Origin of the sequence: Pseudomonas sp. B21-040 (assembly GCF_024748695.1) — a bacterium.
Taxonomy (GTDB): domain Bacteria; phylum Pseudomonadota; class Gammaproteobacteria; order Pseudomonadales; family Pseudomonadaceae; genus Aquipseudomonas.
In genome coordinates this window covers 6314481-6339538 of sequence record NZ_CP087176.1, presented here as the reverse complement: position 1 = coordinate 6339538, position 25058 = coordinate 6314481, and the positions used below count along the sequence as shown (strand labels likewise).

Annotated in this window: 25 protein-coding genes; 18 read left to right on the top strand and 7 right to left on the bottom strand. The window is 59.9% G+C overall.

Annotation, left to right across the window (positions count from 1 at the left end):
• On the top strand, positions 1–948 hold the full coding sequence (locus LOY55_RS29095; protein WP_223522975.1) for an alpha/beta hydrolase: 948 nt from the start codon (positions 1–3) through the stop codon (positions 946–948).
• A 46-nt stretch (positions 949–994) separates the two neighbouring features.
• Here LOY55_RS29095 and LOY55_RS29090 read toward each other — a convergent pair whose 3' ends face one another.
• Positions 995–1747, bottom strand: a complete 753-nt coding sequence (locus tag LOY55_RS29090) for a DUF2059 domain-containing protein (protein ID WP_223522973.1) — start codon at positions 1745–1747, stop codon at positions 995–997.
• 108 nt (positions 1748–1855) lie between these two features.
• On the opposite strand from LOY55_RS29090, the gene LOY55_RS29085 reads away from it, so the two are divergent.
• Both LOY55_RS29085 and LOY55_RS29080 read left to right on the top strand, forming a co-directional pair.
• Positions 1856–2488, top strand: a complete 633-nt coding sequence (locus tag LOY55_RS29085; RefSeq protein ID WP_046032302.1) for a 2OG-Fe(II) oxygenase — start codon at positions 1856–1858, stop codon at positions 2486–2488.
• Between the two features lie 2 nt (positions 2489–2490).
• The gene (locus LOY55_RS29080) at positions 2491–2976 is read left to right on the top strand and encodes a DUF523 domain-containing protein (RefSeq protein ID WP_109785667.1); all 486 of its coding nucleotides are present in this window, start codon (positions 2491–2493) and stop codon (positions 2974–2976) included.
• Between the two features lie 62 nt (positions 2977–3038).
• On the opposite strand, the gene LOY55_RS29075 is transcribed toward LOY55_RS29080, so the two are convergent.
• Positions 3039–3623, bottom strand: coding sequence for a transporter substrate-binding domain-containing protein (locus LOY55_RS29075; RefSeq protein ID WP_109785666.1), 585 nt, complete (start codon positions 3621–3623; stop codon positions 3039–3041).
• A 135-nt stretch (positions 3624–3758) separates the two neighbouring features.
• Between LOY55_RS29075 and LOY55_RS29070 the strand changes: the two genes are divergently transcribed.
• On the top strand, positions 3759–4184 hold the full coding sequence (locus tag LOY55_RS29070) for a DUF4399 domain-containing protein (protein WP_109785665.1): 426 nt from the start codon (positions 3759–3761) through the stop codon (positions 4182–4184).
• Positions 4185–4259: 75 nt separating this feature from the next.
• On the opposite strand, the gene serA is transcribed toward LOY55_RS29070, so the two are convergent.
• Complete coding sequence (gene serA / locus LOY55_RS29065) at positions 4260–5489, bottom strand: phosphoglycerate dehydrogenase (protein ID WP_046032306.1); 1230 nt, start codon at positions 5487–5489, stop codon at positions 4260–4262.
• Between the two features lie 204 nt (positions 5490–5693).
• On the opposite strand from serA, the gene LOY55_RS29060 reads away from it, so the two are divergent.
• The 4 genes from LOY55_RS29060 (at position 5694) to LOY55_RS29045 (ending at position 9996) form a co-directional block, all read left to right on the top strand.
• Positions 5694–7088 carry an FAD-binding oxidoreductase gene (locus LOY55_RS29060; RefSeq protein ID WP_046032307.1) on the top strand — a complete coding sequence of 465 codons (1395 nt, stop codon included), beginning with the start codon at positions 5694–5696 and terminating at the stop codon, positions 7086–7088.
• A 36-nt stretch (positions 7089–7124) separates the two neighbouring features.
• On the top strand, positions 7125–7790 hold the full coding sequence (locus tag LOY55_RS29055; RefSeq protein ID WP_223522971.1) for a fumarylacetoacetate hydrolase family protein: 666 nt from the start codon (positions 7125–7127) through the stop codon (positions 7788–7790).
• 258 nt (positions 7791–8048) lie between these two features.
• Positions 8049–8975 (top strand): SdiA-regulated domain-containing protein, encoded by a 927-nt coding sequence (locus LOY55_RS29050; protein WP_223522970.1) that lies wholly within the window; start codon positions 8049–8051, stop codon positions 8973–8975.
• A gap of 103 nt (positions 8976–9078) precedes the next feature.
• Positions 9079–9996, top strand: a complete 918-nt coding sequence (locus tag LOY55_RS29045) for an SdiA-regulated domain-containing protein (protein ID WP_109785664.1) — start codon at positions 9079–9081, stop codon at positions 9994–9996.
• A 170-nt stretch (positions 9997–10166) separates the two neighbouring features.
• Here the strand turns inward: LOY55_RS29045 and rpiA are convergent, their stop codons facing one another.
• The gene (gene rpiA, locus LOY55_RS29040) at positions 10167–10841 is read right to left on the bottom strand and encodes a ribose-5-phosphate isomerase RpiA (RefSeq protein WP_046032311.1); all 675 of its coding nucleotides are present in this window, start codon (positions 10839–10841) and stop codon (positions 10167–10169) included.
• Positions 10842–10986: 145 nt separating this feature from the next.
• Here rpiA and ilvA point away from each other — a divergent pair, with 145 nt between their 5' ends.
• Complete coding sequence (gene ilvA / locus LOY55_RS29035; RefSeq protein WP_046032312.1) at positions 10987–12501, top strand: threonine ammonia-lyase, biosynthetic; 1515 nt, start codon at positions 10987–10989, stop codon at positions 12499–12501.
• A 39-nt stretch (positions 12502–12540) separates the two neighbouring features.
• Positions 12541–12966 (top strand): DUF2269 domain-containing protein, encoded by a 426-nt coding sequence (locus LOY55_RS29030; protein WP_223522969.1) that lies wholly within the window; start codon positions 12541–12543, stop codon positions 12964–12966.
• Between the two features lie 118 nt (positions 12967–13084).
• On the opposite strand, the gene LOY55_RS29025 is transcribed toward LOY55_RS29030, so the two are convergent.
• Positions 13085–13741 (bottom strand): HAD family phosphatase, encoded by a 657-nt coding sequence (locus LOY55_RS29025; protein ID WP_223522967.1) that lies wholly within the window; start codon positions 13739–13741, stop codon positions 13085–13087.
• 143 nt (positions 13742–13884) lie between these two features.
• Here LOY55_RS29025 and LOY55_RS29020 point away from each other — a divergent pair, with 143 nt between their 5' ends.
• Both LOY55_RS29020 and ptsP read left to right on the top strand, forming a co-directional pair.
• Positions 13885–14364 (top strand): RNA pyrophosphohydrolase, encoded by a 480-nt coding sequence (locus LOY55_RS29020; RefSeq protein ID WP_007945562.1) that lies wholly within the window; start codon positions 13885–13887, stop codon positions 14362–14364.
• A 22-nt stretch (positions 14365–14386) separates the two neighbouring features.
• A complete protein-coding gene (gene ptsP, locus LOY55_RS29015; protein WP_046032315.1) occupies positions 14387–16666 on the top strand; it encodes a phosphoenolpyruvate--protein phosphotransferase in 2280 nt (759 codons plus the stop codon).
• Positions 16667–16767: 101 nt separating this feature from the next.
• Here the strand turns inward: ptsP and LOY55_RS29010 are convergent, their stop codons facing one another.
• Positions 16768–17514: an NRDE family protein gene (locus LOY55_RS29010; protein WP_223522965.1), complete on the bottom strand. Its 747-nt coding sequence runs from the start codon at positions 17512–17514 to the stop codon at positions 16768–16770.
• Positions 17515–17646: 132 nt separating this feature from the next.
• On the opposite strand from LOY55_RS29010, the gene LOY55_RS29005 reads away from it, so the two are divergent.
• From LOY55_RS29005 to LOY55_RS28990, 4 genes are all read left to right on the top strand, one after another.
• The gene (locus LOY55_RS29005; protein ID WP_109785661.1) at positions 17647–18429 is read left to right on the top strand and encodes a sulfite exporter TauE/SafE family protein; all 783 of its coding nucleotides are present in this window, start codon (positions 17647–17649) and stop codon (positions 18427–18429) included.
• A gap of 80 nt (positions 18430–18509) precedes the next feature.
• Positions 18510–19322, top strand: coding sequence for a prolipoprotein diacylglyceryl transferase (gene lgt / locus LOY55_RS29000; protein WP_046032318.1), 813 nt, complete (start codon positions 18510–18512; stop codon positions 19320–19322).
• A gap of 50 nt (positions 19323–19372) precedes the next feature.
• Positions 19373–20344 (top strand): thymidylate synthase, encoded by a 972-nt coding sequence (locus LOY55_RS28995; RefSeq protein WP_223522964.1) that lies wholly within the window; start codon positions 19373–19375, stop codon positions 20342–20344.
• Positions 20345–20485: 141 nt separating this feature from the next.
• On the top strand, positions 20486–21322 hold the full coding sequence (locus LOY55_RS28990) for a hypothetical protein (protein ID WP_146206164.1): 837 nt from the start codon (positions 20486–20488) through the stop codon (positions 21320–21322).
• Between the two features lie 18 nt (positions 21323–21340).
• Here LOY55_RS28990 and cadR read toward each other — a convergent pair whose 3' ends face one another.
• A complete protein-coding gene (gene cadR / locus LOY55_RS28985) occupies positions 21341–21790 on the bottom strand; it encodes a Cd(II)/Pb(II)-responsive transcriptional regulator (protein ID WP_223522962.1) in 450 nt (149 codons plus the stop codon).
• An 84-nt stretch (positions 21791–21874) separates the two neighbouring features.
• Between cadR and LOY55_RS28980 the strand changes: the two genes are divergently transcribed.
• Both LOY55_RS28980 and LOY55_RS28975 read left to right on the top strand, forming a co-directional pair.
• Positions 21875–24136: a heavy metal translocating P-type ATPase gene (locus LOY55_RS28980; RefSeq protein WP_223522960.1), complete on the top strand. Its 2262-nt coding sequence runs from the start codon at positions 21875–21877 to the stop codon at positions 24134–24136.
• A 15-nt stretch (positions 24137–24151) separates the two neighbouring features.
• Positions 24152–25015 carry a LysR family transcriptional regulator gene (locus LOY55_RS28975; protein ID WP_109785657.1) on the top strand — a complete coding sequence of 288 codons (864 nt, stop codon included), beginning with the start codon at positions 24152–24154 and terminating at the stop codon, positions 25013–25015.
• Positions 25016–25058 lie beyond the last annotated feature (43 nt).

Here is a 25058-nt window from a genome sequence, read left to right as displayed (position 1 = left end):
ATGTCAGCCACGTTTGCCCCCGATCATTTACGCGCCAGCCTGCGGCCATTGGCCGAAGGGCAGCCGTTGTCGACCGAGGCCATGGCGTATCAGCGTTTTTATGGCCTGGATTTTCCGGGGCGTACGCTGCGTGGGGGGCTGGGGCGTTTCGAGGTCGATGGCTATGAATTGGTCAGCCAGTTCTGGTGGCCGGAGCGGGCGAAGGCGACGTTGTTCATGTTCCACGGTTTCTACGATCACACCGGACTCTACCGCCATGTGATCGAGTGGGCGCTGGACCAGGGGTTTGCCGTGATCGCCTGTGACCTGCCGGGGCATGGCCTGTCCAGTGGCGAGCGGGCGAGCATCAAGGCATTCGCCGAGTATCAGCACACGCTTGAAGGGTTGTTCGCCGAGGCATTCTCCATCGAACTGCCGCAGCCATGGCACCTGTGCGGGCAAAGCACGGGTGGGGCGATCGTGATTGATCATGTACTCAATCAAGGCTCTAACAGTCCCGCTCAAGGGCAGGTGATTCTGTTGTCACCCCTGGTCAGGCCTCGCGCCTGGGGTTGGTCCAAACTCAGTTATTACCTGCTCAAGCCTTTCGTCAAAGCCATCGCCCGGCGCTTCAGCGAGAACTCCAACGATCCTGATTTCTTGCCGTTCCTGCAGGCTGATCCTTTGCAGCCGTTACGCCTGCCCACGGCCTGGGTGGGGGCATTGGCGCGCTGGATCAAGCAGATCGAAGCCGCACCGAACAGCCCGCGCAGGCCGCTGATCGTGCAGGGGCAGGCAGACATGACGGTGGATTGGGAGCATAACCTTGGGGTGTTGAACGCCAAGTTCGACCGGCCTCAGGTGTTGATGTTGCCAGAGGCGCGGCATCATCTGGCGAATGAGACGCTGGTGTTGCGGCAGGAGTATTTCGGGTTTTTGACCAAGCGGATCAAAGGCCGGAATTCATAGCGGCCGTTTTGGCCCCATCGCGGGCAAGTCGATCAGACAGCAAAAATCATTGGCTGAGGTTCGAAGTATTCTGCCCCACCGCCAGCCCCGCCCGAATTGCCGCCAGCGCGGCCTGGTAATAGGCCAGGCCCTCGGTGGACTCGGCAAACGTGGCGAATTCTTCCAGTTCGTCATCCGACAGGTCGCGATACACGTAGAGCAGCGTGTTGTTCAGGTCGCTGCCGATCTGTTCCATCAAACGCTGACGCTGACCGTTCAACATCATCTGCGCCTGACCACCGCCCAACAGGCCGGGAATCATTGAACTCAGGCTGTCGGCCGCGACACCGGCAATGGCCAGGCTCACTTCAGCGCCCGCCTCGCGAGCGGGCAGGGCCTGGGCTAGGTGGCCGATGATCAATTGACGGCTATCGCTGGCCTGAACCTTGGGCAGGCCCTTGGCGTTTTTTGCCAGTTGATCACGACGGGTGGCCAGCAGTTCGGCGGCTACGACTTTTTTGCCCAAGGGCGATTGAAAGAAGGCCAATGCCGGTTTGGGATCAGCGAGGCTCTTGCGCAATTGCGCTTCGGCACGCTGATCGACGGACTGGGGAGCGAAACGCTGATTGCTGTTATTCACCAGCGCCTGAAACACGGCCGGTGGCAGGCTGCTTTCGTAGCGTTGTTGTGCGGCCGTGAGCGCGTCGTTGAAATGCGCACGTTGGTCTGGCCAGCCGGCGACTTTATACAACTGGTCGTGGCCGTCTGCCCAAGCGGGCAAAGCACAGAGCATCAACAGTGAAAAAAGCAAACGGCGCATAGGGACTCCTGTCGGCAGGCGACTATTCTCCGTGTGGCACCCGTACTTGTCGAGAATTCGTATCAACCCGCTGCGTGGCTCTGTCGGATTTTCAGGCACAGGAATACTATGCGCGGCATGCAAATACCCTCTGATCACCCGCTGCTGTTACGTATCGTTGATGACCTGGCTGCACATGGCTGGTCGCAGCAGAATATTTTCCTGCCTCTGGATCTGACCCGGGCGTTGGCGGCTGAGTGCCGTAAACGTGCAGCCGAGGGTGAACTGGCCCCGGCCGCCGTGGGCCGAGGCCCGTCATCGGAAGTTCGCGAGGGGATTCGTGGCGACCACATCCAGTGGATCGATCCGGGCCAGGCCGAAGCCTGCGACAGCTACCTGGCGTTGATGGACAGCCTGCGTGAAGCACTGAATCGCGGTTTGTTCCTGGGGCTGGAAGATTTCGAAAGCCACTTCGCGATGTACCCACCCGGCGCGTTTTACCTCAAACACGTCGACCGCTTCCGAGATGACGACCGGCGCATGGTGTCGGCCGTGGTGTATCTCAATGACGGCTGGCTGCCTGAACACGGTGGTCAGTTGCGCATGTACCTCGACGACGACCGCGCCTACGACGTGCAACCTATCGGCGGTTGCCTGGTGGTCTTCCTCTCGGGCGAAGTGCCCCACGAAGTCCTGCCCGCCACCCGGGATCGCCTGTCGTTGACCGGCTGGTTCCGGCGTCGGGGTAACGAGCCGTTCTGATCATGCAAAAGATTCTGGTAAGCCGCTGCCTGCTGGGCCATCGCGTTCGTTACGACGGCGGGGCGAGTGGGCCATTCGATCAGCTTCAGCAATGGCTGGATGAGGGCCGGGTCGTACCGCTGTGCCCCGAGGTGGCCGGCGGTTTGCCGACGCCGCGGGCCGCGGCGGAAATCCCGGGCGGGCAGGGCGGTGAAGTGCTTGATGGCCACGCCAGTGTGATCACCACCGAAGGCGCGGATGTCAGTGCCGAGTTTCTGTCGGGGGCGTATCAGGCGCTGGCACTGGTGCAACAGCATGGCATCCGCATCGCTGTGCTCAAGGCCAACAGCCCGTCCTGCGGGAATTTGCTGACGTATGACGGGACGTTCAGCGGCGTAAAGGTCAGTGGCGAGGGTGTGACGGCGGCGCTGCTCAAGCGCCATGGCGTGCAAGTCTTCAGCGAGCTGGAGTTGCCGCAAGCTGATGCCGCACTGAGCTCTCTCGACTGACACCCCCCCCTTTGTAGGCGCGAGCAGGCTCACTCCTGCAGGGGTTAGTCATTTACCCTCTGTCAGGGCTTGGGCGACACACTCGCATCCGCCGTAAACCACTTCTTCTCCAGCGCCGCCATCCGGCCATCGTCCTTGATCCGTTGCAGCGCGTTTTCCAGGCTGGCGTGAAACGCCGGGTTACCTTTCTGAAACGGAATCGCCAGGCTCACGGGTGCGGCGGCTTTCGGTTTCGCATCAGTCAACGACTGCACCAGCAACATTGAGCGCGGTTCTTCTTTCTGCGCGATCAATTGCGTGGTGGTTTGAACGTAAGGTTCGCTGAAATCGAAACGATCCGAGAGCGCCGAGGTCACTGTAATGTGATTGATGGCTATGTCGTACTTGCCGCTTTCAACGCCAGTCAGCAGATCGCCAGAATCGGTGACGACGAAGTCGGCCCGCACATCGAGCTCGTTGGCCAGCAGTTGACCCAGCTCGACTTCGAAGCCGGTAAGCTTGCCTTCATCCTTGAAGTTGAAGGGCGGTGTATTCGCTTCAAGAGCGATACGCAGTTCGCCGCGGTCGTTCACGTCGTCAATCAGTTCGGCATGAGCCAAAGGGCTCAAAAGGGGTAGCAGACAGATCAGGCCAGGCAAAAAGCGCATGGTCACTCCTTTGAATTTATTATCGCGACCCTCTGGTTCAGGTTCGCTTTGCTATGGTTGTCGAGTGCCTTCGACAACGATTGACCATGAAGTTGTATTGGTCACGCGGATTTTACGGAAAAACAGGAGAAGAGAATGAAAACCTTTATGTCACGTGCTGCTTTGGCTGGCCTGCTGATGGGTGTTTCGGTGTTGGCCAGTGCTGCTACACCGGCGCCCAAGGGGGCTGAAGTATCCATCGTTTCTCCTGAAGACGGGGCGACGGTGCCGCAGACTGTCGTCGTCAAGTTCGCGGTCGAGAACGTTGCGCTGGCGCCTGCGGGTGATACCACCAAGAACACCGGCCATCACCACTTGCTGATCGATGTCGATGAACTGCCAGCCGCCGGTGCGGCGATCCCCAAAGATGACAACCACAAACATTTCGGCAAAGCCGAGACCCAGGCTGAAATAACGCTGACGCCGGGCAAGCACACCTTGCAGCTGGAACTGGGCGACAGCAACCACATACCGTTCGATCCGCCGATCGTGTCGAAAAAGATCACCGTCAACGTGAAGTAACCTGCTCGGTATAAAGAACCGCGCCCATGAAAAAGGAGACCACTAGGTCTCCTTTTTTTGTCGCTCAAGTCGCTATCAGAACAACACGCGGCAACGAATGGTGCCGTTGATGTGCTGCAGCTTCTCTTGCGCCAGGTCCGAGTACTCGGCGTCGACGTCGATTACCACGTAGCCGACTTTCTCGTTGGTCTGCAGGAACTGACCGGAGATGTTGATGCCGTTTTCGGCGAAAACCTTGTTGATCTCGCTGAGCACGCCCGGAATGTTTTCGTGGATGTGCAGCAGACGGTGCTTGCCAGGGTGAGCCGGCAGGGCCACTTCCGGGAAGTTCACGGACGATACCGACGTACCGTTGTCGCTGTACTTGACCAGTTTCTCTGCCACTTCCAGGCCGATGTTGGCCTGGGCTTCAGCGGTGGAGCCACCGATGTGCGGGGTCAGGATCACATTGTCCAGGCCGCGCAGCGGGCTTTCGAACTCTTCGTCGTTGGAGCGAGGCTCCACCGGGAACACGTCGATGGCCGCGCCGATCAGGTGCTTGTCCTTGATGGCGGCAGCCAGGTGGTCCAGCTCGACCACGGTGCCGCGAGCGGCGTTGATCAGGATGCCGCCTTTCTTGATCGCGCGGATTTCCTTCTCGCCCATCATCCACTGGGTGGCGGCGGTTTCCGGAACGTGCAGCGAGACGATGTCGGACATCGCCAGCAGCTCGTGCAGGTTGCCTACCTGAGTGGCGTTGCCCAACGGCAGCTTGGTGATGGTGTCGTAGAAGTACACCTGCATGCCCAGGCCTTCAGCCAGGACCGACAGTTGCGTACCGATCGAACCGTAACCGACGATACCCAGCTTCTTGCCGCGGATTTCGAAGGAGTTGGCCGCGCTCTTGATCCAGCCGCCACGGTGGCAGGAAGCGTTCTTCTCAGGGATGCCGCGCAGCAACAGGATCGCTTCGGCCAGCACCAGCTCGGCTACGGAGCGAGTGTTGGAGTACGGTGCGTTGAACACCGCGATGCCGCGTTCGCGAGCCGCGTTCAGGTCAACCTGATTGGTGCCGATGCAGAAACACCCTACAGCCACGAGCTTCTTCGCGTGATCGAAGATCTCTTCGGTCAGTTGCGTGCGGGAGCGAATGCCGATGAAGTGCGCATCAGCAATCTTTTCCTTCAGCTGGGCTTCCGGCAGAGAACCGGTGAGGTACTCAATGCTGGTGTAGCCCGCCGCCTTGAGGACGTCGACAGCCGATTGGTGGACGCCTTCGAGAAGAAGGAACTTGATCTTGCTCTTATCGAGAGAAGTCTTGCTCATCTGCGTAAACCTGTATCCCGGAGAAAAATGGCAGGAAATGGTCAACAGATGCTGACCCGGACGGCAAGAAAGCCGTCGCCGCAGAACAGCCGTTGGGCACTATCCTGCGGGGTCGATATGCTAGCATAGGCGCCCCGCTAAACACTCATTCCTGCGACGTGAAGCGTTCTCAGGATGACCATGAATTGTTCGAGAGTTCTGTCGATGACCAATCCTGCCCTGATTGATGAGCTGAAGACCCTGGTTGAGCCTGGCAAGGTGCTGACCGATGCCGACTCCCTGAATGCTTATGGTAAGGATTGGACCAAGCATTTCGCCCCGGCCCCGACGGCCATCGTGTTTCCCAAGACCACCGAACAGGTCCAGGCCATTGTCCTGTGGGCCAATAAACACAAGGTGGCGCTGGTGCCGTCCGGTGGTCGTACCGGGTTGTCTGCCGCTGCCGTGGCGGCCAATGGCGAAGTCGTTGTGTCCTTCGACTATATGAACCAGATTCTCGACGTGAACCTCACTGACCGCACGGCCGTATGTCAGCCAGGCGTGGTCACTGAGCATTTGCAGAACGTCGCCGAAGAAAAAGGCCTGTACTACCCGGTGGACTTCGCTTCGGCAGGTTCCAGCCAGATTGGCGGCAATATCGGCACCAATGCCGGCGGGATCAAGGTCATTCGCTATGGCATGACCCGTAACTGGGTCGCCGGCATGAAAGTCGTGACCGGCAAGGGTGATGTGCTGGAGCTGAACCGCGACCTGATCAAGAACGCCACTGGCTACGACATGCGCCAGCTGTTCATCGGCGCTGAAGGCACCCTGGGTTTTGTGGTCGAAGCGACCATGCGCCTGGACCGTGCGCCGAAAAACCTGACCGCGATGGTCCTCGGTACTGCCGATTTCGACGCGATCATGCCGGTATTGCACGCGTTCCAAAGCAAGCTCGACCTGACGGCCTTCGAATTCTTCTCCGATAAAGCGCTGGCCAAAGTCATGGGCCGCGGCGATGTGCCGGCGCCTTTCGAAACTGATTGCCCGTTCTACGCGTTGCTCGAATTCGAAGCGACCACCGAAGAAGTGGCCAACCACGCCCTGGAAACCTTCGAGCACTGCGTCGAGCAGGGCTGGGTACTGGACGGCGTGATGAGCCAGAGCGAAACCCAGCTGCAGAACCTGTGGAAGCTGCGCGAATACATCTCCGAAACCATTTCCCACTGGACGCCGTACAAAAACGACATTTCGGTCACTGTGTCGAAAGTCCCGGCGTTCCTGAAGGAAATCGACGCGATCGTCGGCGAACACTACCCGGACTTCGAAATCGTCTGGTTCGGCCACATTGGCGACGGCAACCTGCACTTGAACATCCTCAAGCCGGATAACCTGAGCAAGGACGAGTTCTTCGCCAAGTGCGCAACCGTCAACAAGTGGGTGTTCGAAACCGTCGAGAAGTACAACGGCTCGATCTCCGCCGAGCACGGCGTGGGCATGACCAAGCGTGATTACTTGACCTACAGCCGCTCGCCGGTTGAGATCGAGTACATGAAAGCCGTCAAAGCGGTGTTCGACCCGAACGGCATCATGAACCCGGGCAAGATCTTCGCTGTTTGATTTTCGAACGTTAAGAGCACGAATCAGGAGTCGGTAATGAGCTATCAGCACCAGTATGTCGACGGTACGCGTATTCACTTCCCGCTGGGGAAAGTGGTGTGCATTGGCCGTAACTATGCCGAACACGCCAAGGAACTGGACAATCCGGTGCCTACCGAGCCGTTGCTGTTCATCAAGCCGGGCAGTTGCGTGGTGCCGCTGGACGGCGGTTTCAGCATTCCGACCGAGCGTGGCTCGGTGCATTACGAGGCGGAAATCGCTGTATTGATCGGCAAGTCGTTGTCGACCAAGCCGAGCCGTGAGGAAGTGCTGGACGCCATCTCCGGTTTCGCGCCGGCCCTGGACCTGACGCTGCGCGACAAACAGGCCGAGCTGAAATCCAAGGGCCTGCCTTGGGAAATCGCCAAGTCTTTCGACGGCGCGGCGGTGATCGCGCCGTTCGTGTCCGGCAGTACCTTTGCGGACCTGACCGACATCGGCATCCGCCTGACCATCAATGGCGAAGTGCGCCAGGACGGCAACAGCAGCGCAATGCTCAACCCGATCGTGCCGATGATCCAGCACATGGCCGGTTGCTTCTCGCTGCAGGCCGGTGACGTGATCCTGACCGGCACGCCAGTGGGCGTTGGCCCGCTGAATGTCGGTGACGAGATCGTCCTGGAACTGCCGGGCGCGAGCCGCTTCACCAGCAGCGTTCGCTAACCCAAACACCGCAAACCCCCGTAGGAGCCGAGCTTGCTCGCGATGGCGTCAGCACATTCAACCTGGATGTTGAATGAACGACCGCTATCGCGAGCAAGCTCGGCTCCTACAAGGGTTTTGTGGTTGGCCGCCGTAGGGCCTTCCTGTCATTTGCCGATTTTTTCACATGTTCTCTGGATAATTCCGGGGCGTTCGGCGTCTGAGCCGGCCCCAATTGTGCTATTACCCCTAGCCTGAATTTCTGGAACGCATTCCCCGATGGCCACTCCTCCGCTTTCCACGTTTAAACCTGCCCGCCGCTCGCGCTTCGCGCTGCGTTGGTATACCTGGCTACTGTTGGTGGCCGTTGTCGCCTACGGCGTCGCCTTTGCCATGCATTGGGATGCGCGAGGCGTGCTCTGGGTGAAAGAGCAATTCAAGAGCCCGGCCGAGCGCCAGGCCAGTATCTGGCTTCCGGACTACCGGGCAGTGATCGATGCCAAGCCGTTGCCGGGCATGGAAAAGGACGAAGCATCGGACCTGTCTTACGATCCCCAGACCAAGACCCTGTTTTCGGTCATGGGCAAGAACCCGTTCCTGGTCGAATTGAACCTGCAGGGCGATGTGTTGCGCAAAATGCCGTTGGTCGGCTGGAGCAACCCTGAAGGCGTCACCGTGCTGGGCGATGGTCGGTTGGCCATTGTCGATGAGCGCGAGCATCTGATCGCTATCGTCAAGGTTGACGCCGACACCCGCGAACTGAACATCGCCGACTTCCCGAAATACGACCTCGGCCCTTCCAAAGACCAGAACAAGGCCTTCGAGGGTGTCACCTGGGATCCGCGCAATCAGCAACTGGTGCTGGGCGAAGAGCGTCCGCCGGCCTTGTTTACCTGGAAAGGTGACGGCAAGGTCCTGACCGGTGACAAGCTGAAACTGGCCAGTCATGCGCTGGATATGCGCAACCTGTCGGCACTGGCCATCGACCCGCGGACCGGCCGCATGCTGGTGCTGTCCGCCGATTCGCACCTGTTGCTGGAGCTGGACAAGAAGGGTGAACAGGTCAGTTTCATTACGCTGCTGCGTGGCTTCAACGGCCTGAAGAACACCATTCCCCGGGCCGAAGGCGTGACCATGGACGAAGCGGGCACCTTGTACATGGTGAGTGAGCCGAACCTGTTCTACCGCTTCGAAAAGCAGAAATAAGCGCCGCAAACCCGCAGTTGTGGTCGCAGGCTACGGGCCATTAAGCTTGAATTCATACGGGCGTGATATTTCATCCGCCCGTTTTGTTTTCGAGCTGGCCTGAATGCAACGACTTGCCCGTCCCAAACCCCTTGTCCTGATCCTGACGGTGATTGCCCTGATCGCGCTGGTTGCGATCGGCCAATACATGCGCTTGTTCGAGCGTGGCTGGTTCAACCTGCAGACCCTTTGGCAGCCGCAGAGCAGCGAATCCATCGGCCTGGATCAATACCGGGTGGAAATCGAAGCACGGGTGATCGACGGGCTGGACGATAACGTCTCGGCGCTGACGTTTGATCCGGTGCGCAAAAGCCTGTTCACGGTGACCAACAAAAACTCTGAGCTGATCGAGCTGTCGCTTGAGGGCAAGGTCCTGCGGCGGGTGGCGTTGATTGGCTTCGGCGACCCGGAAGCGGTGGAGTTCATCAGCGCCGACACCTACGTGATCACCGATGAGAGCCAGCAGCGGCTGATCAAGATTCATCTGGAGCAGGACACCACTTTCCTCGACGGGGCGGATGCCGAACAGATGGTCCTTGGCGTGCACATGGGCAGTAACAAGGGGTTTGAAGGGTTGGCGTACGATTCGGTGGGCAAGCGCCTGTTCGTCGCCAAGGAGCGCGACCCGATGCTGATCTACGAAGTGCAGGGCTTTGCGCATTACAACCCGGAGAAATCCTACGCCGTGCACGTGGTGAACAACCCCAAGCGCGATGCGGGGATGTTCGTGCGGGACTTGTCGAGCTTGCAATACGACGAGCGCAGCGGTCATCTGCTGGCGCTGTCTGACGAGTCGCACTTGATTCTGGAGCTGGATGTGGACGGGCGACCGCTGAGCACCCTGTCATTGATCAAGGGGCGCCAGGGTTTGCAAAAAACCGTGCCGCAAGCGGAAGGCATCGCGATGGATGACGAGGGTACGATGTACCTCGTCAGCGAGCCCAATCTGTTCTACGTCTTCAAAAAACCAGCGCAACCCTAAAAACACCCCAAAACCACTGTGGGAGACATGCACAGATTGTGTGTGTGCCACAAAACACTGTAGGAGCCGAGCTTGCTCGCGATAGCGGTGCATCAGTCGACAGAGATGTTGAATGATGCACCGCTATCGCGAGCAAGCTCGGCTCCTACAGGTTTTGCGTTGTAAATGGCTTACTCGGCGCGCAGGGTTTTCACGCCTTCGCTGGTGCCCAGCAACAGCAAGTCCGCCGGGCGTGCCGCGAACAAACCATTGGTGACCACGCCAACAATGGCGTTGATCTGACGTTCCAGTTCTACCGGGTTGGTGATCTGCATGTTGAACACATCAAGGATGATGTTGCCGTTGTCGGTCAGCACGCCTTCGCGGTAAACCGGGTCGCCGCCCAGTTTCACCAGTTCGCGGGCCACGTGGCTGCGGGCCATCGGGATGACTTCGACCGGCAGCGGGAACGCGCCGAGCACTGGCACCAGTTTGCTGGCGTCGGCGATGCAGATGAACGTCTTGGCCACGGCCGCCACGATCTTCTCGCGGGTCAGGGCCGCGCCACCGCCCTTGATCAGGTTCAGGTGCTCATCGCTTTCATCGGCGCCGTCGACGTAAAACTCCAGGTCGCTGACCGTGTTCAGCTCATACACCGGAATTCCGTGGCCCTTGAGGCGGGCGGCGGTGGCTTCGGAGCTGGCAACAGCGCCGTCGAACGCACCTTTGTGCTTGGCCAGGGCATCGATGAAGCAGTTGGCGGTGGAGCCGGTGCCGACCCCGACGATGCTCTTGTCGTCGAGTTTCGGGAGGATGAAGTCGACGGCGGCCTGAGCCACTGCCTGTTTGAGTTGATCCTGGTTCATGCGGGCTCCGAGATGCCGGGGAGGGAACGAAAGGCCGGCATTATAGCCCTAAGCGGGGCTAAAACCGCTGTATTCGTGTGGTCGTACAGCTGAAAGCCGGGTTAGACTCCGTGGTCCTGCCCAACCCGCTCAGTGATGCTTTCCGATGCTCGAACAGTACGTCAAAAAGATCCTCACCTCGCGCGTTTATGACGTTGCCGTAGAAACCCCATTGCAGACTGCCCGCCAGCTCACCGAGCGGCTGGGCAACACGATCTGGCTCAAGCGTGAAGACTTGCAGCCGGTGTTCTCGTTCAAGATTCGCGGCGCTTACAACAAACTGACCCAGTTGAGCGACGAAGAGCGTGCGCGCGGCGTCGTGACGGCTTCGGCGGGTAACCACGCGCAAGGCCTGGCCCTGGCGGCGAAAGTGCTGGGCGTCAAAGCCACCATCGTCATGCCCAAGACCACCCCGGAAATCAAAGTCGAAGGCGTGCGTTCGCGCGGCGGCAAAGTGGTGCTGCACGGGGATTCGTTCCCGGAAGCCCTGGCCTACTCGCTGAAACTGGTCGACGAAAAAGGTTACGTCTACATCCACCCCTACGACGATCCCCACACCATTGCCGGGCAGGGCACCGTGGCCATGGAGATTCTGCGTCAGCACCCGCAGCCACTGGATGCGATCTTCGTCCCGGTGGGCGGTGGCGGGCTGATCGCCGGCATTGCGGCGTACGTGAAGTACCTGCGCCCGGACATCAAAGTCATCGGCGTCGAACCGGACGATTCCAACTGCCTGCAAGCCGCCATGGCGGCGGGTGAGCGCGTGGTATTGCCGACCGTGGGCCTCTTCGCCGACGGCGTTGCGGTGGCACAGATCGGCCAGCATACCTTCGACATCTGCAAAGACTATGTCGATGAAGTGATCACCGTCAGCACCGACGAGATCTGTGCGGCAATCAAGGATATCTACGACGATACCCGCTCGATCACCGAGCCTGCGGGCGCGCTGGGCGTGGCCGGGATCAAGAAGTATGTCGAGCAGCGCGGTGTCAGCGGCCAGACCTTCGTGGCCATCGACTCCGGCGCTAACGTCAACTTCGACCGCTTGCGCCATGTCGCCGAACGCGCCGAGCTGGGCGAAGGTCGTGAAGCAATCATCGCCGTGACCATCCCCGAGAAACCGGGCAGCTTCAAGGCGTTTTGCGAAGCCATCGGCAAACGCCAGATCACCGAATTCAATTACCGCTACAACACTGGCAGCGAAGCGCACATCTTCGTTGGCGTGCAGACGCACCCGGAAACCGACCCGCGCAGTGCGCTGATTGCCAGCCTCGGCGAACAGGGCTTCCCGGTGCTGGACCTGACCGACAACGAACTGGCCAAGCTGCACATTCGCCACATGGTCGGCGGTCGAGCGGCCCACGTTGTTGATGAAGTGATCCTGCGCTTCGAATTCCCGGAGCGTCCGGGGGCGTTGTTCAACTTCCTCAACAAGTTGGGCGGGCGCTGGAACATCTCGATGTTCCACTACCGCAACCATGGTGCGGCGGACGGCCGAGTAGTCGCGGGCCTGCAAGTACCGCACGACGAACGTCATCTGGTGCCGGCCGCGCTGGAAGAAATCGGTTACCCGTACTGGGATGAAAGCGACAACCCGGCCTATAAGCTGTTTCTGGGCTGAACGGCTACGCTGATGGGCAGGCCATAAGGAAATCGAACAATGGAAACGTTATCTGCCCTGAAAGCGGCGCACATGGTCGCAACGGTTGTGTTGCTGATCAGCGCACTGGGCCTGGGCGTCTGGGTTTTACTTGCGCGGCGCAAGGGTGACGCGACGGCGGGAAGCCGCACCTTGCAGCGGCCAAGGGTGTTTGTCTGGCTGCTGATGGGCCTGGCGCTGCTGAGCATGCCGGTTACAGGCTGGTGCATGGTGCATCTGGTGGGTTGGCCGCTGGGGCAGACGTGGTTGCTGGCCTCCAGCGTGCTGTACACCGTGGCGGCGCTGGCATGGTTCTGGTTGCTGGTGCGGCTGAACAAACTGCGCAAGGCGCCGGTTAGCGTCGGTAAATTTACCTTTGCGTTGGCGTTGTTCAGTTTTGTCTGTTTTGTGGCCATTGCGGGGTTGATGGGAGCCAAACCCATCTAAGGCAGTCTCTGTAGCAGCTGCCGAGGTACGAGGCTGCGATGGGCTGCGAAGCTGCCCTTGAGGACGGCCCTGCGGACCGCAACGCAGCCTCGTGCCTCGGCAGCTGCTACAGATGTAATCAGAGGCGCAGACTGATCACCGGCCAGCCACGCTTCTGGGCTTCGGCACGCAGATTCGGATCAGGATCAACCGCGATCGGGTGGGTTACCTGCTCCAGCAACGGCAAATCATTCATCGAGTCGCTATAGAAGTAGCTGCCTTCCAGTGAATGCCCGGTCTCGTCCAGCCAACGATTCAAGCGCGTTACCTTGCCTTCACGGAAGCACGGTACGTCGGTACTGCGCCCGGTGTAGCGGCCATCGACCATCTCGCACTCGGTGGCGATCAAGGTTTCAACGCCCAGGCGCTGGGCAATCGGCCCGGTGACGAAGCGATTGGTCGCGGTGATGATCACCAGTTTGTCGCCGGCGTCGCGGTGCTTGGCCAGCAGTTCGAGGGCCTTGGGCAACACGATCGGTTCGATGCAGTCGCGCATGTAGTCGCTGTGCCACTGATCGAGCACGGTCATCTCGGTGCGGCCGAGGACTTCCAGGCAGAAGTTCAGGTAGGCGGCGTTATCCAGCTTGCCGGCCAGGTAATCCTGATAGAACTCGTCGTTGCGAGTCTTGTAGGCGACGGCGTCGAGGAAGCCGCGTTCGCACAGGTAATCGCCCCAGGCGTGGTCACTGTCGCCGCCCAGAAGAGTGTTGTCCAAGTCGAATAAAGCCAGGCGCATTGCAGTTACTCGCTGAAAAGTCTGTAGAAAGGCGCCCAGAATACGGACTTTTCACAAGAGTGCACATAAGGTTGGCCGGCTCGTTGCTGCCTTCACAACCTTTGTGGAACAATGCGGCGACATGCGTTTGCGAGGTTGTTGCCGTGATCGACCCCGATGGTTTCCGCCCCAATGTCGGGATCATTCTCACGAATGATGCCGGACAGGTGCTATGGGCTCGCCGTATCAATCAAGATGCCTGGCAGTTTCCACAGGGAGGGATCAACCCCCAGGAGACGCCGGAAGACGCCTTGTACCGCGAGTTGAACGAAGAAGTGGGTCTGGAGCGCGAAGATGTTGAAATTCTCGCCTGCACCCGGGGCTGGTTGCGCTATCGTTTGCCGCAACGTCTGGTCCGTACCCACAGCCAACCGCTGTGCATCGGCCAGAAACAGAAATGGTTTCTCCTGCGCCTGATCTCCAACGAGCAGCGGGTGCGGATGGATTTGACCGGTAAACCGGAGTTCGATGGCTGGCGCTGGGTCAGCTATTGGTATCCGTTGGGCCAGGTGGTGACATTCAAGCGCGAGGTGTATCGACGCGCTCTCAAAGAGCTTGCCCCGCGCCTTTTAACGCGCGACTGACGACGGAGTTCGACCCCGAGCCATGCTCAATACGCTGCGCAAGATCGTCCAGGAAGTTAACTCCGCCAAGGATCTCAAGGCGGCGTTGGGGATTATTGTGTTGCGCGTCAAAGAGGCCATGGGCAGCCAGGTCTGCTCGGTCTACCTGCTTGACCCCGAGACCAACCGCTTCGTGCTGATGGCTACCGAGGGCTTGAACAAGCGCTCGATCGGCAAAGTCAGCATGGCACCCAACGAAGGTCTGGTTGGCCTGGTCGGTACGCGCGAAGAACCCCTGAACCTCGAAAACGCTGCGGACCACCCGCGCTACCGCTACTTCGCCGAGACCGGTGAAGAGCGCTTCGCTTCATTCCTCGGGGCGCCGATCATTCACCACCGCCGCGTTGTCGGCGTGTTGGTCATCCAGCAAAAAGAACGCCGCCAGTTCGATGAAGGTGAAGAAGCCTTCCTCGTGACCATGAGCGCGCAACTGGCTGGCGTTATCGCCCACGCCGAGGCCACCGGGTCGATCCGTGGCCTGGGCCGTCAGGGCAAAGGCATCCAGGAAGCCAAGTTTGTCGGCGTGCCGGGTTCGCCGGGGGCGGCGGTCGGTACGGCGGTGGTCATGCTGCCGCCCGCCGATCTGGACGTGGTGCCGGACAAGACTATTGTCGACATCGACGCCGAACTCGGGCTGTTCAAGACCGCCATCGAAGGCGTGCGCGCCGATATGCGCACGCTGTCGGCCAAGCTCGCGACACAATTGCGCCCGGAAGAGCGCGCCTTGTTCGATGTCTATCTGATGATGCTCGACGACGCCGCGCTGGGCAGCGAAGTGACCACCGTCATCAAGACCGGTCAGTGGGCCCAGGGCGCACTGCGTCAAGTGGTCACCGATCACGTCAACCGTTTCGAATTGATGGACGACGCCTACCTGCGTGAGCGTGCCTCGGACGTCAAGGACCTCGGTCGCCGCCTGCTCGCCTATTTGCAGGAAGAGCGTCAGCAAACCCTGGTTTATCCCGACAACACCATTCTGGTCAGCGAAGAACTGACGCCGGCCATGCTCGGCGAGGTGCCGGAAGGCAAGCTGGCCGGTCTGGTGTCGGTACTCGGCTCCGGTAACTCCCACGTCGCGATCCTGGCGCGAGCCATGGGTATCCCGACGGTGATGGGCCTGGTCGACTTGCCGTACTCGAAAGTCGACGGCATCCAGATGATCGTCGACGGCTACCACGGCGAGGTCTACACCAACCCCAGCGATGTACTGCGCAAGCAGTTCGCCGAAGTGGTCGAGGAAGAGAAGCAACTGGCCCTCGGGCTGGATGCACTGCGCGACTTGCCGTGCGTGACCCTCGATGGTCACCGCATGCCGTTGTGGGTCAATACCGGTTTGCTGGCGGACGTGGCGCGGGCGCAGAAGCGTGGCGCTGAAGGCGTGGGTCTGTACCGCACCGAAGTGCCGTTCATGATCAACCAGCGTTTCCCGAGCGAAAAGGAACAACTGGCGATCTACCGCGAGCAGCTCGCCGCGTTTCACCCGCAACCGGTGACCATGCGCAGCCTCGACATCGGCGGCGACAAGGCCTTGTCGTACTTTCCGATCAAGGAAGACAACCCGTTCCTGGGCTGGCGCGGGATTCGCGTCACCCTCGACCACCCGGAAATTTTCCTGGTCCAGACCCGCGCCATGCTCAAGGCCAGCGAAGGCTTGAACAACTTGCGGATTCTGCTGCCGATGATCTCCGGCACCCACGAACTCGAAGAAGCCTTGCACCTGATCCACCGGGCGTGGGGCGAAGTGCGCGACGAAGGCACCGATGTGCCGATGCCGCCGATTGGCGTGATGATCGAGATTCCGGCGGCGGTGTATCAGACCAAGGAACTGGCGCGGCAAGTGGACTTCCTGTCGGTCGGCTCCAACGACCTGACTCAGTACCTGCTGGCCGTCGACCGCAACAACCCGCGGGTGGCCGACCTTTACGACTACCTGCACCCGGCGGTGCTCCAGGCCTTGCAGAACGTGGTGCGTGACGCCCATGCCGAAGGCAAGCCCGTGAGTATCTGCGGTGAGATGGCCGGTGACCCGGCGGCGGCGGTGCTGTTGATGGCGATGGGCTTCGACAGCCTGTCGATGAACGCCACCAACTTGCCGAAAGTGAAGTGGATGCTGCGCCAGATCAACCTGAGCAAGGCCAAGGAATTGCTGGCCGAGCTGATGACCATCGACAACCCGCAAGTTATCCACAGCTCGCTGCAACTGGCGCTGAAAAACCTCGGGTTGGCGCGGATGATCAATCCAGCGGCGATCAAGCCCCTCTAATTCTGCGGCGGCCCCATCGCGGGCAAGCCATGCTCCTACGGATTTGTGTCGTGCAGCCACAGACCTGTAGGAGCAAGGCTTGCCGTCCAGCCAACACAAAACTAAAGCCTGATCTCCACTTCCCCAAGATGCCCGCCATACGGCCCGAAACTCCGTTCGACCAGATGCCGCGAGCCATCCGCCTGCACAATCAACGCCGTGCTCGCCCGGGTCCCGTAGCTTTGGCTGGCAATAAACACACTCGACAACAACGTCTCGGTCGCCAGCCCCACCCCTGTATCCGGCAGCTCGGCAAATGGCGCAGTCTGCGAATCGCTCAACAGCGCCAATAGTGCTTGAGGTTGTGGGTCTTCCAGCACCTCATTCAATGCCGCCTTGGCCTTGAGCAACTTCGGCCAGGGCGTATCCAGCCCGGCGTTGGATAACCCATACACCCCAGGCACCAGCATCACGGCCTCGGATTCCCGGGCATTGAAGTGCCAGAGCTCATTGCCATTGCCGACCAGCAGGTTAAATCCGCCATATTCCGGCGAGCGGGCGACAACGTCGGCTAAATAGTCGTCAATCGGCAGCTCCCCGGTGAGAAACCGCGCCACCAGTTCACCGCGAGACTTGCGTCCGGGTGGTCGGTGCGGATCACGAATATTGGTCAGCGCCGCAAAGCGCCCATTGGCGCCGACACCGAGCCAGGTGCCGCCGGCCTCCAGGTCGCGACCGGCATGAACGTGCGCAGCTTCTGGCCATTGCGCCAAGGGCAGGCTGGGGCGCGCGTAGAACTCGTCGCGGTTGGCCGCCACGATCAGCGGCTGGGCGTGACCCGGTCGCCAGGCGAAAACAATCAGGCACATAAGGTGGTCCTTGTGTGTTTTTTGCTCACTCTACGCAGACATCGCACGGGTATCCATCGCCATCCAGTGGAGCCTTGGGCCCCGCATCCGTTACTATGCCGGTGCTTTTTTGAGAAGCGTACAAGGAAGGTCATGGAATTTCTGCTCTATCTGGCGCTGGGCGCCTGCGCAGGCGTGCTGGCCGGGCTGTTCGGGGTCGGCGGCGGGATCATTATCGTCCCCGTGCTGGTATTCAGTTTCACCTTGCAGGGCTTCGATGCATCGATTCTGACCCATCTGGCGGTCGGTACCTCCCTGGCGACGATTATCTTTACCTCGGTCAACGCCGTGCGCGAACACCATCGTCGTGGCGCGGTGCGTTGGCCGATTTTCGTCTGGATGACCGTGGGCATTTTGATGGGCGCCGGTTTCGGCGCACTGACGGCCGAAGCGATCTCCGGTCCGAATTTGCAGAAAATCATCGGTGTGTTCGCCCTGGTCATCGCCGCGCAACTGGCGCTGGACGTCAAGCCCAAGGCCAGCCGCACGGTGCCGGGCAAACTCGGTCTGACCATGGCTGGCAGTGTGATTGGCTGGGCCTCGGCGATTTTCGGGATTGGCGGCGGCTCCTTGACCGTGCCGTTCCTGACCTGGCGCAGTGTGCCGATGCAACAGGCCGTGGCCACATCGTCGGCCTGCGGTCTGCCGATCGCATTGGCCAGTGCGTTAAGTTTCATGATCCTGGGCTGGCACGATCCGTTGCTGCCGGCCCATAGTCTCGGTTTTATTTATTTGCCGGCACTGTTGGGCATTGCCCTGACCAGCATGGTCTTCGCCCGTATCGGCGCGCGACTGGCCCACAGGCTGTCGCCGAAGTTGCTGAAAAGACTGTTTGCCGCTTTGCTGTTCTGCGTCGGCCTGAGTTTCTTGCTCTGACGACCCGCGCAATCCTGACTTAATCCTGAGGTGGCAGCGTCGCCCGGGAATTTTGGTTTCAACTCTAACGAGGAGTCGCAATGCTGCCTTACCCGCAGATCGACCCGGTGGCCCTGGCCATCGGTCCGCTGAAAATCCACTGGTACGGCTTGATGTACCTGATCGGCATTGGCGGCGCCTGGCTGCTGGCGTCCCGTCGGATGAACCGTTTCGACCCGACCTGGACCAAGGAGAAGCTCTCCGACATGGTCTTCTGGATGTCGATGGGTGTCATTGTCGGTGGCCGTTTGGGGTATGTGCTGTTCTACGATCTGCACGCGTACCTGGCCAACCCGGCGCTGATTTTTGAAGTGTGGAAGGGCGGCATGTCGTTCCACGGCGGGTTCATCGGCGTGATGCTGGCGGCGTTGTGGTTTGGTAAAAAGAACAACAAGTCGTTCTTCCAGCTGATGGATTTCGTCGCGCCGATGGTGCCGATCGGCCTGGGCGCCGGGCGTATCGGCAACTTCATCAACGCCGAATTGTGGGGCAAGCCGACCGACGTGCCGTGGGCAATGATCTTCCCGCCGTTCAGCGATCCGTCGCAGTTGCCGCGCCATCCGTCGCAGCTGTACCAGTTCGCGCTGGAAGGCGTGGCACTGTTCCTCATCCTCTGGTTGTTCTCGCGCAAGCCGCGGCCGACCATGGCGGTGTCCGGGATGTTCGCGCTGTTCTATGGCATCTTCCGTTTCATCGTCGAATTCGTCCGCGTACCGGACGCGCAACTGGGCTATCTGGCCTGGAACTGGCTGACCATGGGCCAAGTGCTCTGCGTGCCGATGATTGTCGGCGGTCTGTTCCTGATCTGGCTGGCGTATCACCGTGCCCCGGCGACGCCAGCAGCAGCCGTATAAATTCGAACCCCGGGGGCAACGGTCTCCGGGTTCAAGGACACAGGTAACTCATGAAGCAATATCTCGAACTGGTCGCCCACGTCATCAAGAACGGCACCAAGCAAGCCAACCGCACGGGCGTGAACACCATCAGCTTTCCGGGTGCGATGCTGCGCTATGACCTCAAGGAAGGTTTCCCGGCGATCACCACGCGCAAGATGGCTTTCAAATCGGCCATCGGCGAGATGTGCGGTTTTCTGCGTGGCGTTAACAACGCCGCCGAATTCCGCGCGTTGGGCTGCAAGGTCTGGGACCAGAACGCCAACGAAAATGCGCAGTGGCTGGCCAACCCGTTCCGCCAGGGCGAAGACGACCTCGGCGAAATCTACGGTGTGCAATGGCGCAAATGGCCAGCGTACAAACAGATCCCGGTCAGCAATAAGGCCGCTATCGAACAGACATTGGGCCAAGGCTACCGCCAGATCGCTGAAGGCGAAGAAGACGGCCAGGCTTACGTCGTGCTGTACAAGGCGATTGACCAGATTCGTCAGTGCGTCGACACCATCATCAAAGACCCGGGCAGCCGCCGCATTCTGTTCCACGGCTGGAACGTTGCCCAGCTCGATGAAATGGCCCTGCCGCCGTGCCATCTGCTGTACCAGTTCCACCCGAATGTCGAGACCAAGGAGATTTCCCTGACCCTCTACATCCGTTCCAACGACCTAGGCCTCGGTACGCCGTTCAACCTCACCGAAGGCGCGGCGCTGCTGAGCCTGATCGGTCGCCTGACCGGCTACACGCCGCGCTGGTTCACCTATTTCATCGGCGACGCGCATGTCTACGAGAACCACCTGGACATGCTCAATGAACAGCTCAAGCGCGAGCCGTTCCCGATGCCGAAACTGGTGATCAGTGATCGTGTGCCGGCGTTTGCCAAGACCGGCGTTTATCAGCCGGAGTGGCTGGAGCTGATCGAACCGAGCGATTTCTCGCTGGAAGGTTACGAGCACCACGCGCCGATGACCGCGCCGATGGCGGTTTAATAGATGGGCGGATAGATTTTTATATTAGAAAAAGGTCTATCTGGCTGTCATTTTTGACAGTGGGCGAACGAATGCTAGGGTGTTTGAATGGCCATTAGGACGTGGTCAGCAACACCCTTTCTTTATTTCAGGAGCTTCGTCATGACAATCATTGCGCCCCGTGCAACTACCGGGTTTTCGCAAAGCCCTATCGGTCTCTCGCCAGAGCACTTGAGTAGTCAATTAACCGGTTTACCGCTTATTGGCTGCGAAAGCCGATCCGGACTTTTTCATTTCATCCCAAGCCTCGCTCCATGGGATTGCGTGGTGCCTATGGAAATATTCACTGGCGCACCTATCTTCGTCGATTCTCTGCGCGTGGTTGTGTCAGTAAATGACAGGGAATTTCAGATCGGTGATCAGGTTCGGGTGCAGTGGCAGGCGCTTGGTGGCAGCGGGAAAAGTTACCAGTCACCACCTCAGCCAGTACTGAGTTTCACCTCGTTGCAGTTTGCTGTTCCTGACGAAACGGCACGCCCGTTTGAAGGCGACCGGGTTGAGGTTATTTTTGTTATCGAAAGAGGGGGGAGCGCATTACCTTCCGCATCGTTGTACATGACGTTCGCCCAGGCACTGATTCAAACCGCCCCGATTTCTATTGACGACGTATCGGAGGGAGTTCTGGATATTGATCAACATCCCGATGGCGTTTTCCTAACCATTCCACTGATTGAAAACCTGCGAACAAACAACGCCATTGAAATGCACTGGAAAAGCAGCCCGAACGGCGGGCAGGGTGGCGCCTGGAGGGACTATCAGCGCAAGTTAACGGTCAGTCCCGATTCACCCCTCAAGTTTCGGATTGATTCTTCTGTCTATCAGGCGCATCGCGGAGAGTCCGTTCACCTGCTTTGCAGTTTGTTTCTGGGTTCCGGGATGGTCCCCGGCCTGAATTATGGCATGGGCCCCCGGGGTACCTTGGAGTTCACATTGGTCTGAGCGTTAATTGGCGAAGGACTAATGTCCATGACTGCGGCCGACATGGGAATGCCCCACCTCGGTCGCCACAACCCCGCCACTCACTTCCAGCCGTTGCAAAATCCCGCACTGATCAATCTCCGGCCCTTCGCCACAGCGTTGGCGCAGGTCGAGCAATTGTGTCTGCAACGCCAGTAACCCATCGATCCGCGCCTTGACGTGGTGGATGTGCTCGTCGATCAACGCATTCACGCTTTCGCACTGATCCTGCGGGCTGTCGCGAAACGCCAGCAGGCTGCGGATTTCTTCCAGCGTCATGTCGAGGGTGCGGCAGTTGCGGATGAAGGTCAGGCGCTCGGCGTGGGCCTGGGTGTAGACGCGGTAGTTGCCGTCGCTGCGAGCCGGCTCCGGCAACAGGCTTTCGCGCTCGTAATAGCGGATGGTTTCCACGGCGCAGTCGGTCAGTTTGGCCAGTTCTCCGATCTTCATGACGGCAGTCTCCAAATAGGTGCTTGACCCTATAGTGGCTACAGGGTCTTTACTTGGCAACAGGCACCTTATGGACGCGACCTGATGAGCGATTCCCAACACACCCACACCCCCAAGGCTGAGCACGATCACAGCCACACACTGCAGCCTGTAAAGAAGCACGAGCATGGCGGCCACGGCGATTCCTGCTGTTCCACCAAAGTGGCTGCGCCGTCGCTGATCAAATTGAGCGAAACGCCAACGGCCGGTGCACGCCTGAGCAGCTTTCGCATCGATGCGATGGACTGCCCGACCGAGCAGACGCTGATCCAGAACAAACTCGGCAAACTCGCCGGTGTGCAGCAACTGGAGTTCAACCTGATCAACCGGGTGTTGGGCGTGACCCACGACTTGCCAAGCACTGCGCCCATCATCGAGGCGATCAAATCCCTCGGCATGCAGGCAGAACCGCTTGAGCAAGGCGTCGAAGCACCCGCTCCCGCGCCGGAGAAAAAACCGTGGTGGCCATTGGCGCTGTCCGGTGTGGGGGCGATGGCCGCCGAAGTCATTCACTTCACCAACGCTGCACCCACTTGGGTGGTGGCGGTTATCGCGTTGGTTTCAATCCTCAGCGGCGGCCTGACCACGTACAAAAAGGGCTGGATCGCCCTGAAAAACCTCAACCTGAACATTAACGCGCTGATGAGCATCGCGGTGACCGGCGCGATCCTGATCGGTCAGTGGCCGGAAGCGGCGATGGTGATGTTCCTGTTCACCGTGGCCGAGTTGATTGAAGCCAAATCCCTGGACCGCGCACGCAATGCGATCAGCGGCCTGATGCAGATGACCCCGGAACAGGCCACGGTGCAGCGGGCCGATGGCAGCTGGGTCGAGCAAGACGTCAAAACCATCGAACTCGGTGCGCGGGTGCGGGTGCGGCCCGGTGAACGCATCGGGCTGGACGGTGAAGTGGTGGCCGGCAGTTCAACTATCGATCAGGCGCCGATCACGGGTGAAAGCTTGCCGGTTGAGAAAACCGTCGGCGACAAAGTATTCGCCGGCACCATCAATCAGGCCGGATCTCTGGAATATGCCGTGACCGCAGCGGCGGACAATTCGACGCTGGCGCGAATCATCCACGCCGTCGAACAGGCCCAGGGCGCGCGGGCACCGACCCAGCGTTTCGTCGACAGCTTCTCGAAAATCTACACGCCAGCGGTATTCATCCTGGCCCTTGCCGTTGCGCTGATTCCTCCGCTGTTCATGGGCGCCGCATGGTTCGACTGGATCTACCGGGCGCTGGTGTTGCTGGTGGTCGCTTGCCCATGTGCGCTGGTGATTTCCACCCCGGTGACCATCGTCAGCGGCCTCGCGGCGGCGGCACGCAAAGGCATTCTGGTGAAGGGTGGCGTGTATCTGGAGGGCGGTTACAAGCTCGATTATCTGGCGTTGGACAAGACCGGAACGATCACCCACGGCAAACCGGTACAGACGGATTACCTTTCTCTCGACACAACCACCGTCGAAACAGCCCCGGCGATTGCCGCCGCGCTGGCCGGTCGTTCCGATCACCCGGTGTCGCTGGCCATTGCCAATGCCGCTGTGGATAAACAACTCGCGCCGCTGTTTGTGGATAACTTTGAAGCGCTAGCCGGTCGCGGTGTGCGCGGTGAGATCAACGGTCAGGTGTATCACTTGGGTAACCACCGTTTGGTGGAAGAGCTGAACCTGTGTTCGCCGGCGCTGGAAGAGAAACTGTTCGCGCTGGAGAAACAGGGCAAGTCGGTGGTGCTGCTGCTCGATAAATCCGGCCCGCTGGCGCTGTTTGCGGTGGCGGACACGGTAAAAGAGTCGAGTCGCGAGGCGATCCAGCAACTGCATGACCTGGGCATCAAAACCCTGATGCTGACCGGCGACAACGTCCACACCGCTCAGGCGATTGCCGCACAAGTGGGCATCGACGAGGCCAAGGGTGATCTGCTGCCGACCGACAAACTGCAAGCCATCGAAGCCCTTTATGCACAGGGTCATAACGTCGGCATGGTGGGCGATGGCATCAACGATGCGCCGGCACTGGCCCGGGCCGAGATCGGTTTTGCCATGGCCGCGGCGGGCACCGATACGGCCATCGAGACCGCTGATGTCGCCTTGATGGATGACGACTTGCGCAAGATCCCGACGTTCATCCGGCTGTCGCGGCAGACCTCCAGCATCCTGAAACAGAACATCGCGCTGGCATTGGTGATCAAGGCGATCTTTCTTGGGGTAACCTTCGCCGGGCTCGCTACCATGTGGATGGCGGTGTTCGCCGACATGGGCGTCAGTTTGTTGGTGGTGTTCAACGGTTTGCGCCTGCTGCGCAAATAAGGAAGAGGGAAGGGTGTGCTGAGTGCGGAGCTGAAGGCGTTTTACATGGTGGCCCGCCTGGGCAGCATTACCCTGGCGGCGAAGAAGCTCGGCCTGAGCCAACCGACGGTCACGACCCAGATCCGCAACCTGGAAAACCAGTATTCGGTGGAACTGTTCTACCGTGGCGGCCGCCGCCTCAGTGTCAGCGATGAAGGCGCTCGGCTGTTGCCGATGGTCAAGGCGCTGTTGCAACAGGAAGCCGACATCGAGTTTTTCCTGCGCAACAGTGGCCAGGTCCAGGGCACGTTGCGCATTGCCGCCACGGCGCCGTATTACATCCTGGATCTGGTGAAAACCTTTCGCGAACGCTTGCCGCAAGTGGAAGTGTCGGTGGAAATCGGCAACTCGCAGCAAGTGCTCGAAGCGCTGGAGGATTACCGGGTGGATGTCGCAGCGTCCTCGCAATTGCTGGACGATGCGCGACTGATTCGCCGGGTGCTCGGCAGCGATCCGCTGGTGCTGGCCGTGCATCGCAATCACCCGCTGGCGATTCACGATCATGTGCCACTCAGCGCCTTGGCCGGGCATACGTTGCTGATGCGCGAGTCGGGCTCGACCACCCGTCGATTGACCGAAGAGTTGCTGGTCAATGCCGGGGTGAGTTTCGGGCCGTTGCTGGAAATTGGCAGCCGTGAATCGATTCGTGAGGCGGTGCTGCGCAACATCGGCATCAGCATCATTGCCCGCCAGGAAGTGCCGCACGATCCGCAATTGCGCGTGCTGACCATCGAAAATGCACCGCAGATTCCCGAGTACCTGTATTGCCTCAAGGAGCGCAAAGGCGCGCGGCTGCCGGCGGCGTTCCTGGGGTTGGCGCAGGAAATGGCCCCGGCCTGAAATATCCATCACTTGAGCTGGCCTCATCGCGGGCAAGCCTTGC

Excerpts from the sequence above, each read along its gene's own strand:
- LOY55_RS29095 (WP_223522975.1), top strand. The coding sequence starts at position 1 with ATGTCAGCCACGTTTGCCCCCGATCATTTACGCGCCAGCCTGCGGCCA.
- LOY55_RS29090 (WP_223522973.1), bottom strand. The coding sequence starts at position 1,747 with ATGCGCCGTTTGCTTTTTTCACTGTTGATGCTCTGTGCTTTGCCCGCT.
- LOY55_RS29085 (WP_046032302.1), top strand. The coding sequence starts at position 1,856 with ATGCGCGGCATGCAAATACCCTCTGATCACCCGCTGCTGTTACGTATC.
- LOY55_RS29080 (WP_109785667.1), top strand. The coding sequence starts at position 2,491 with ATGCAAAAGATTCTGGTAAGCCGCTGCCTGCTGGGCCATCGCGTTCGT.
- LOY55_RS29075 (WP_109785666.1), bottom strand. The coding sequence starts at position 3,623 with ATGCGCTTTTTGCCTGGCCTGATCTGTCTGCTACCCCTTTTGAGCCCT.
- LOY55_RS29070 (WP_109785665.1), top strand. The coding sequence starts at position 3,759 with ATGAAAACCTTTATGTCACGTGCTGCTTTGGCTGGCCTGCTGATGGGT.
- serA (WP_046032306.1), bottom strand. The coding sequence starts at position 5,489 with ATGAGCAAGACTTCTCTCGATAAGAGCAAGATCAAGTTCCTTCTTCTC.
- LOY55_RS29060 (WP_046032307.1), top strand. The coding sequence starts at position 5,694 with ATGACCAATCCTGCCCTGATTGATGAGCTGAAGACCCTGGTTGAGCCT.
- LOY55_RS29055 (WP_223522971.1), top strand. The coding sequence starts at position 7,125 with ATGAGCTATCAGCACCAGTATGTCGACGGTACGCGTATTCACTTCCCG.
- LOY55_RS29050 (WP_223522970.1), top strand. The coding sequence starts at position 8,049 with ATGGCCACTCCTCCGCTTTCCACGTTTAAACCTGCCCGCCGCTCGCGC.
- LOY55_RS29045 (WP_109785664.1), top strand. The coding sequence starts at position 9,079 with ATGCAACGACTTGCCCGTCCCAAACCCCTTGTCCTGATCCTGACGGTG.
- rpiA (WP_046032311.1), bottom strand. The coding sequence starts at position 10,841 with ATGAACCAGGATCAACTCAAACAGGCAGTGGCTCAGGCCGCCGTCGAC.
- ilvA (WP_046032312.1), top strand. The coding sequence starts at position 10,987 with ATGCTCGAACAGTACGTCAAAAAGATCCTCACCTCGCGCGTTTATGAC.
- LOY55_RS29030 (WP_223522969.1), top strand. The coding sequence starts at position 12,541 with ATGGAAACGTTATCTGCCCTGAAAGCGGCGCACATGGTCGCAACGGTT.
- LOY55_RS29025 (WP_223522967.1), bottom strand. The coding sequence starts at position 13,741 with ATGCGCCTGGCTTTATTCGACTTGGACAACACTCTTCTGGGCGGCGAC.
- ptsP (WP_046032315.1), top strand. The coding sequence starts at position 14,387 with ATGCTCAATACGCTGCGCAAGATCGTCCAGGAAGTTAACTCCGCCAAG.
- LOY55_RS29010 (WP_223522965.1), bottom strand. The coding sequence starts at position 17,514 with ATGTGCCTGATTGTTTTCGCCTGGCGACCGGGTCACGCCCAGCCGCTG.
- LOY55_RS29005 (WP_109785661.1), top strand. The coding sequence starts at position 17,647 with ATGGAATTTCTGCTCTATCTGGCGCTGGGCGCCTGCGCAGGCGTGCTG.
- lgt (WP_046032318.1), top strand. The coding sequence starts at position 18,510 with ATGCTGCCTTACCCGCAGATCGACCCGGTGGCCCTGGCCATCGGTCCG.
- LOY55_RS28995 (WP_223522964.1), top strand. The coding sequence starts at position 19,373 with ATGAAGCAATATCTCGAACTGGTCGCCCACGTCATCAAGAACGGCACC.
- LOY55_RS28990 (WP_146206164.1), top strand. The coding sequence starts at position 20,486 with ATGACAATCATTGCGCCCCGTGCAACTACCGGGTTTTCGCAAAGCCCT.
- cadR (WP_223522962.1), bottom strand. The coding sequence starts at position 21,790 with ATGAAGATCGGAGAACTGGCCAAACTGACCGACTGCGCCGTGGAAACC.
- LOY55_RS28980 (WP_223522960.1), top strand. The coding sequence starts at position 21,875 with ATGAGCGATTCCCAACACACCCACACCCCCAAGGCTGAGCACGATCAC.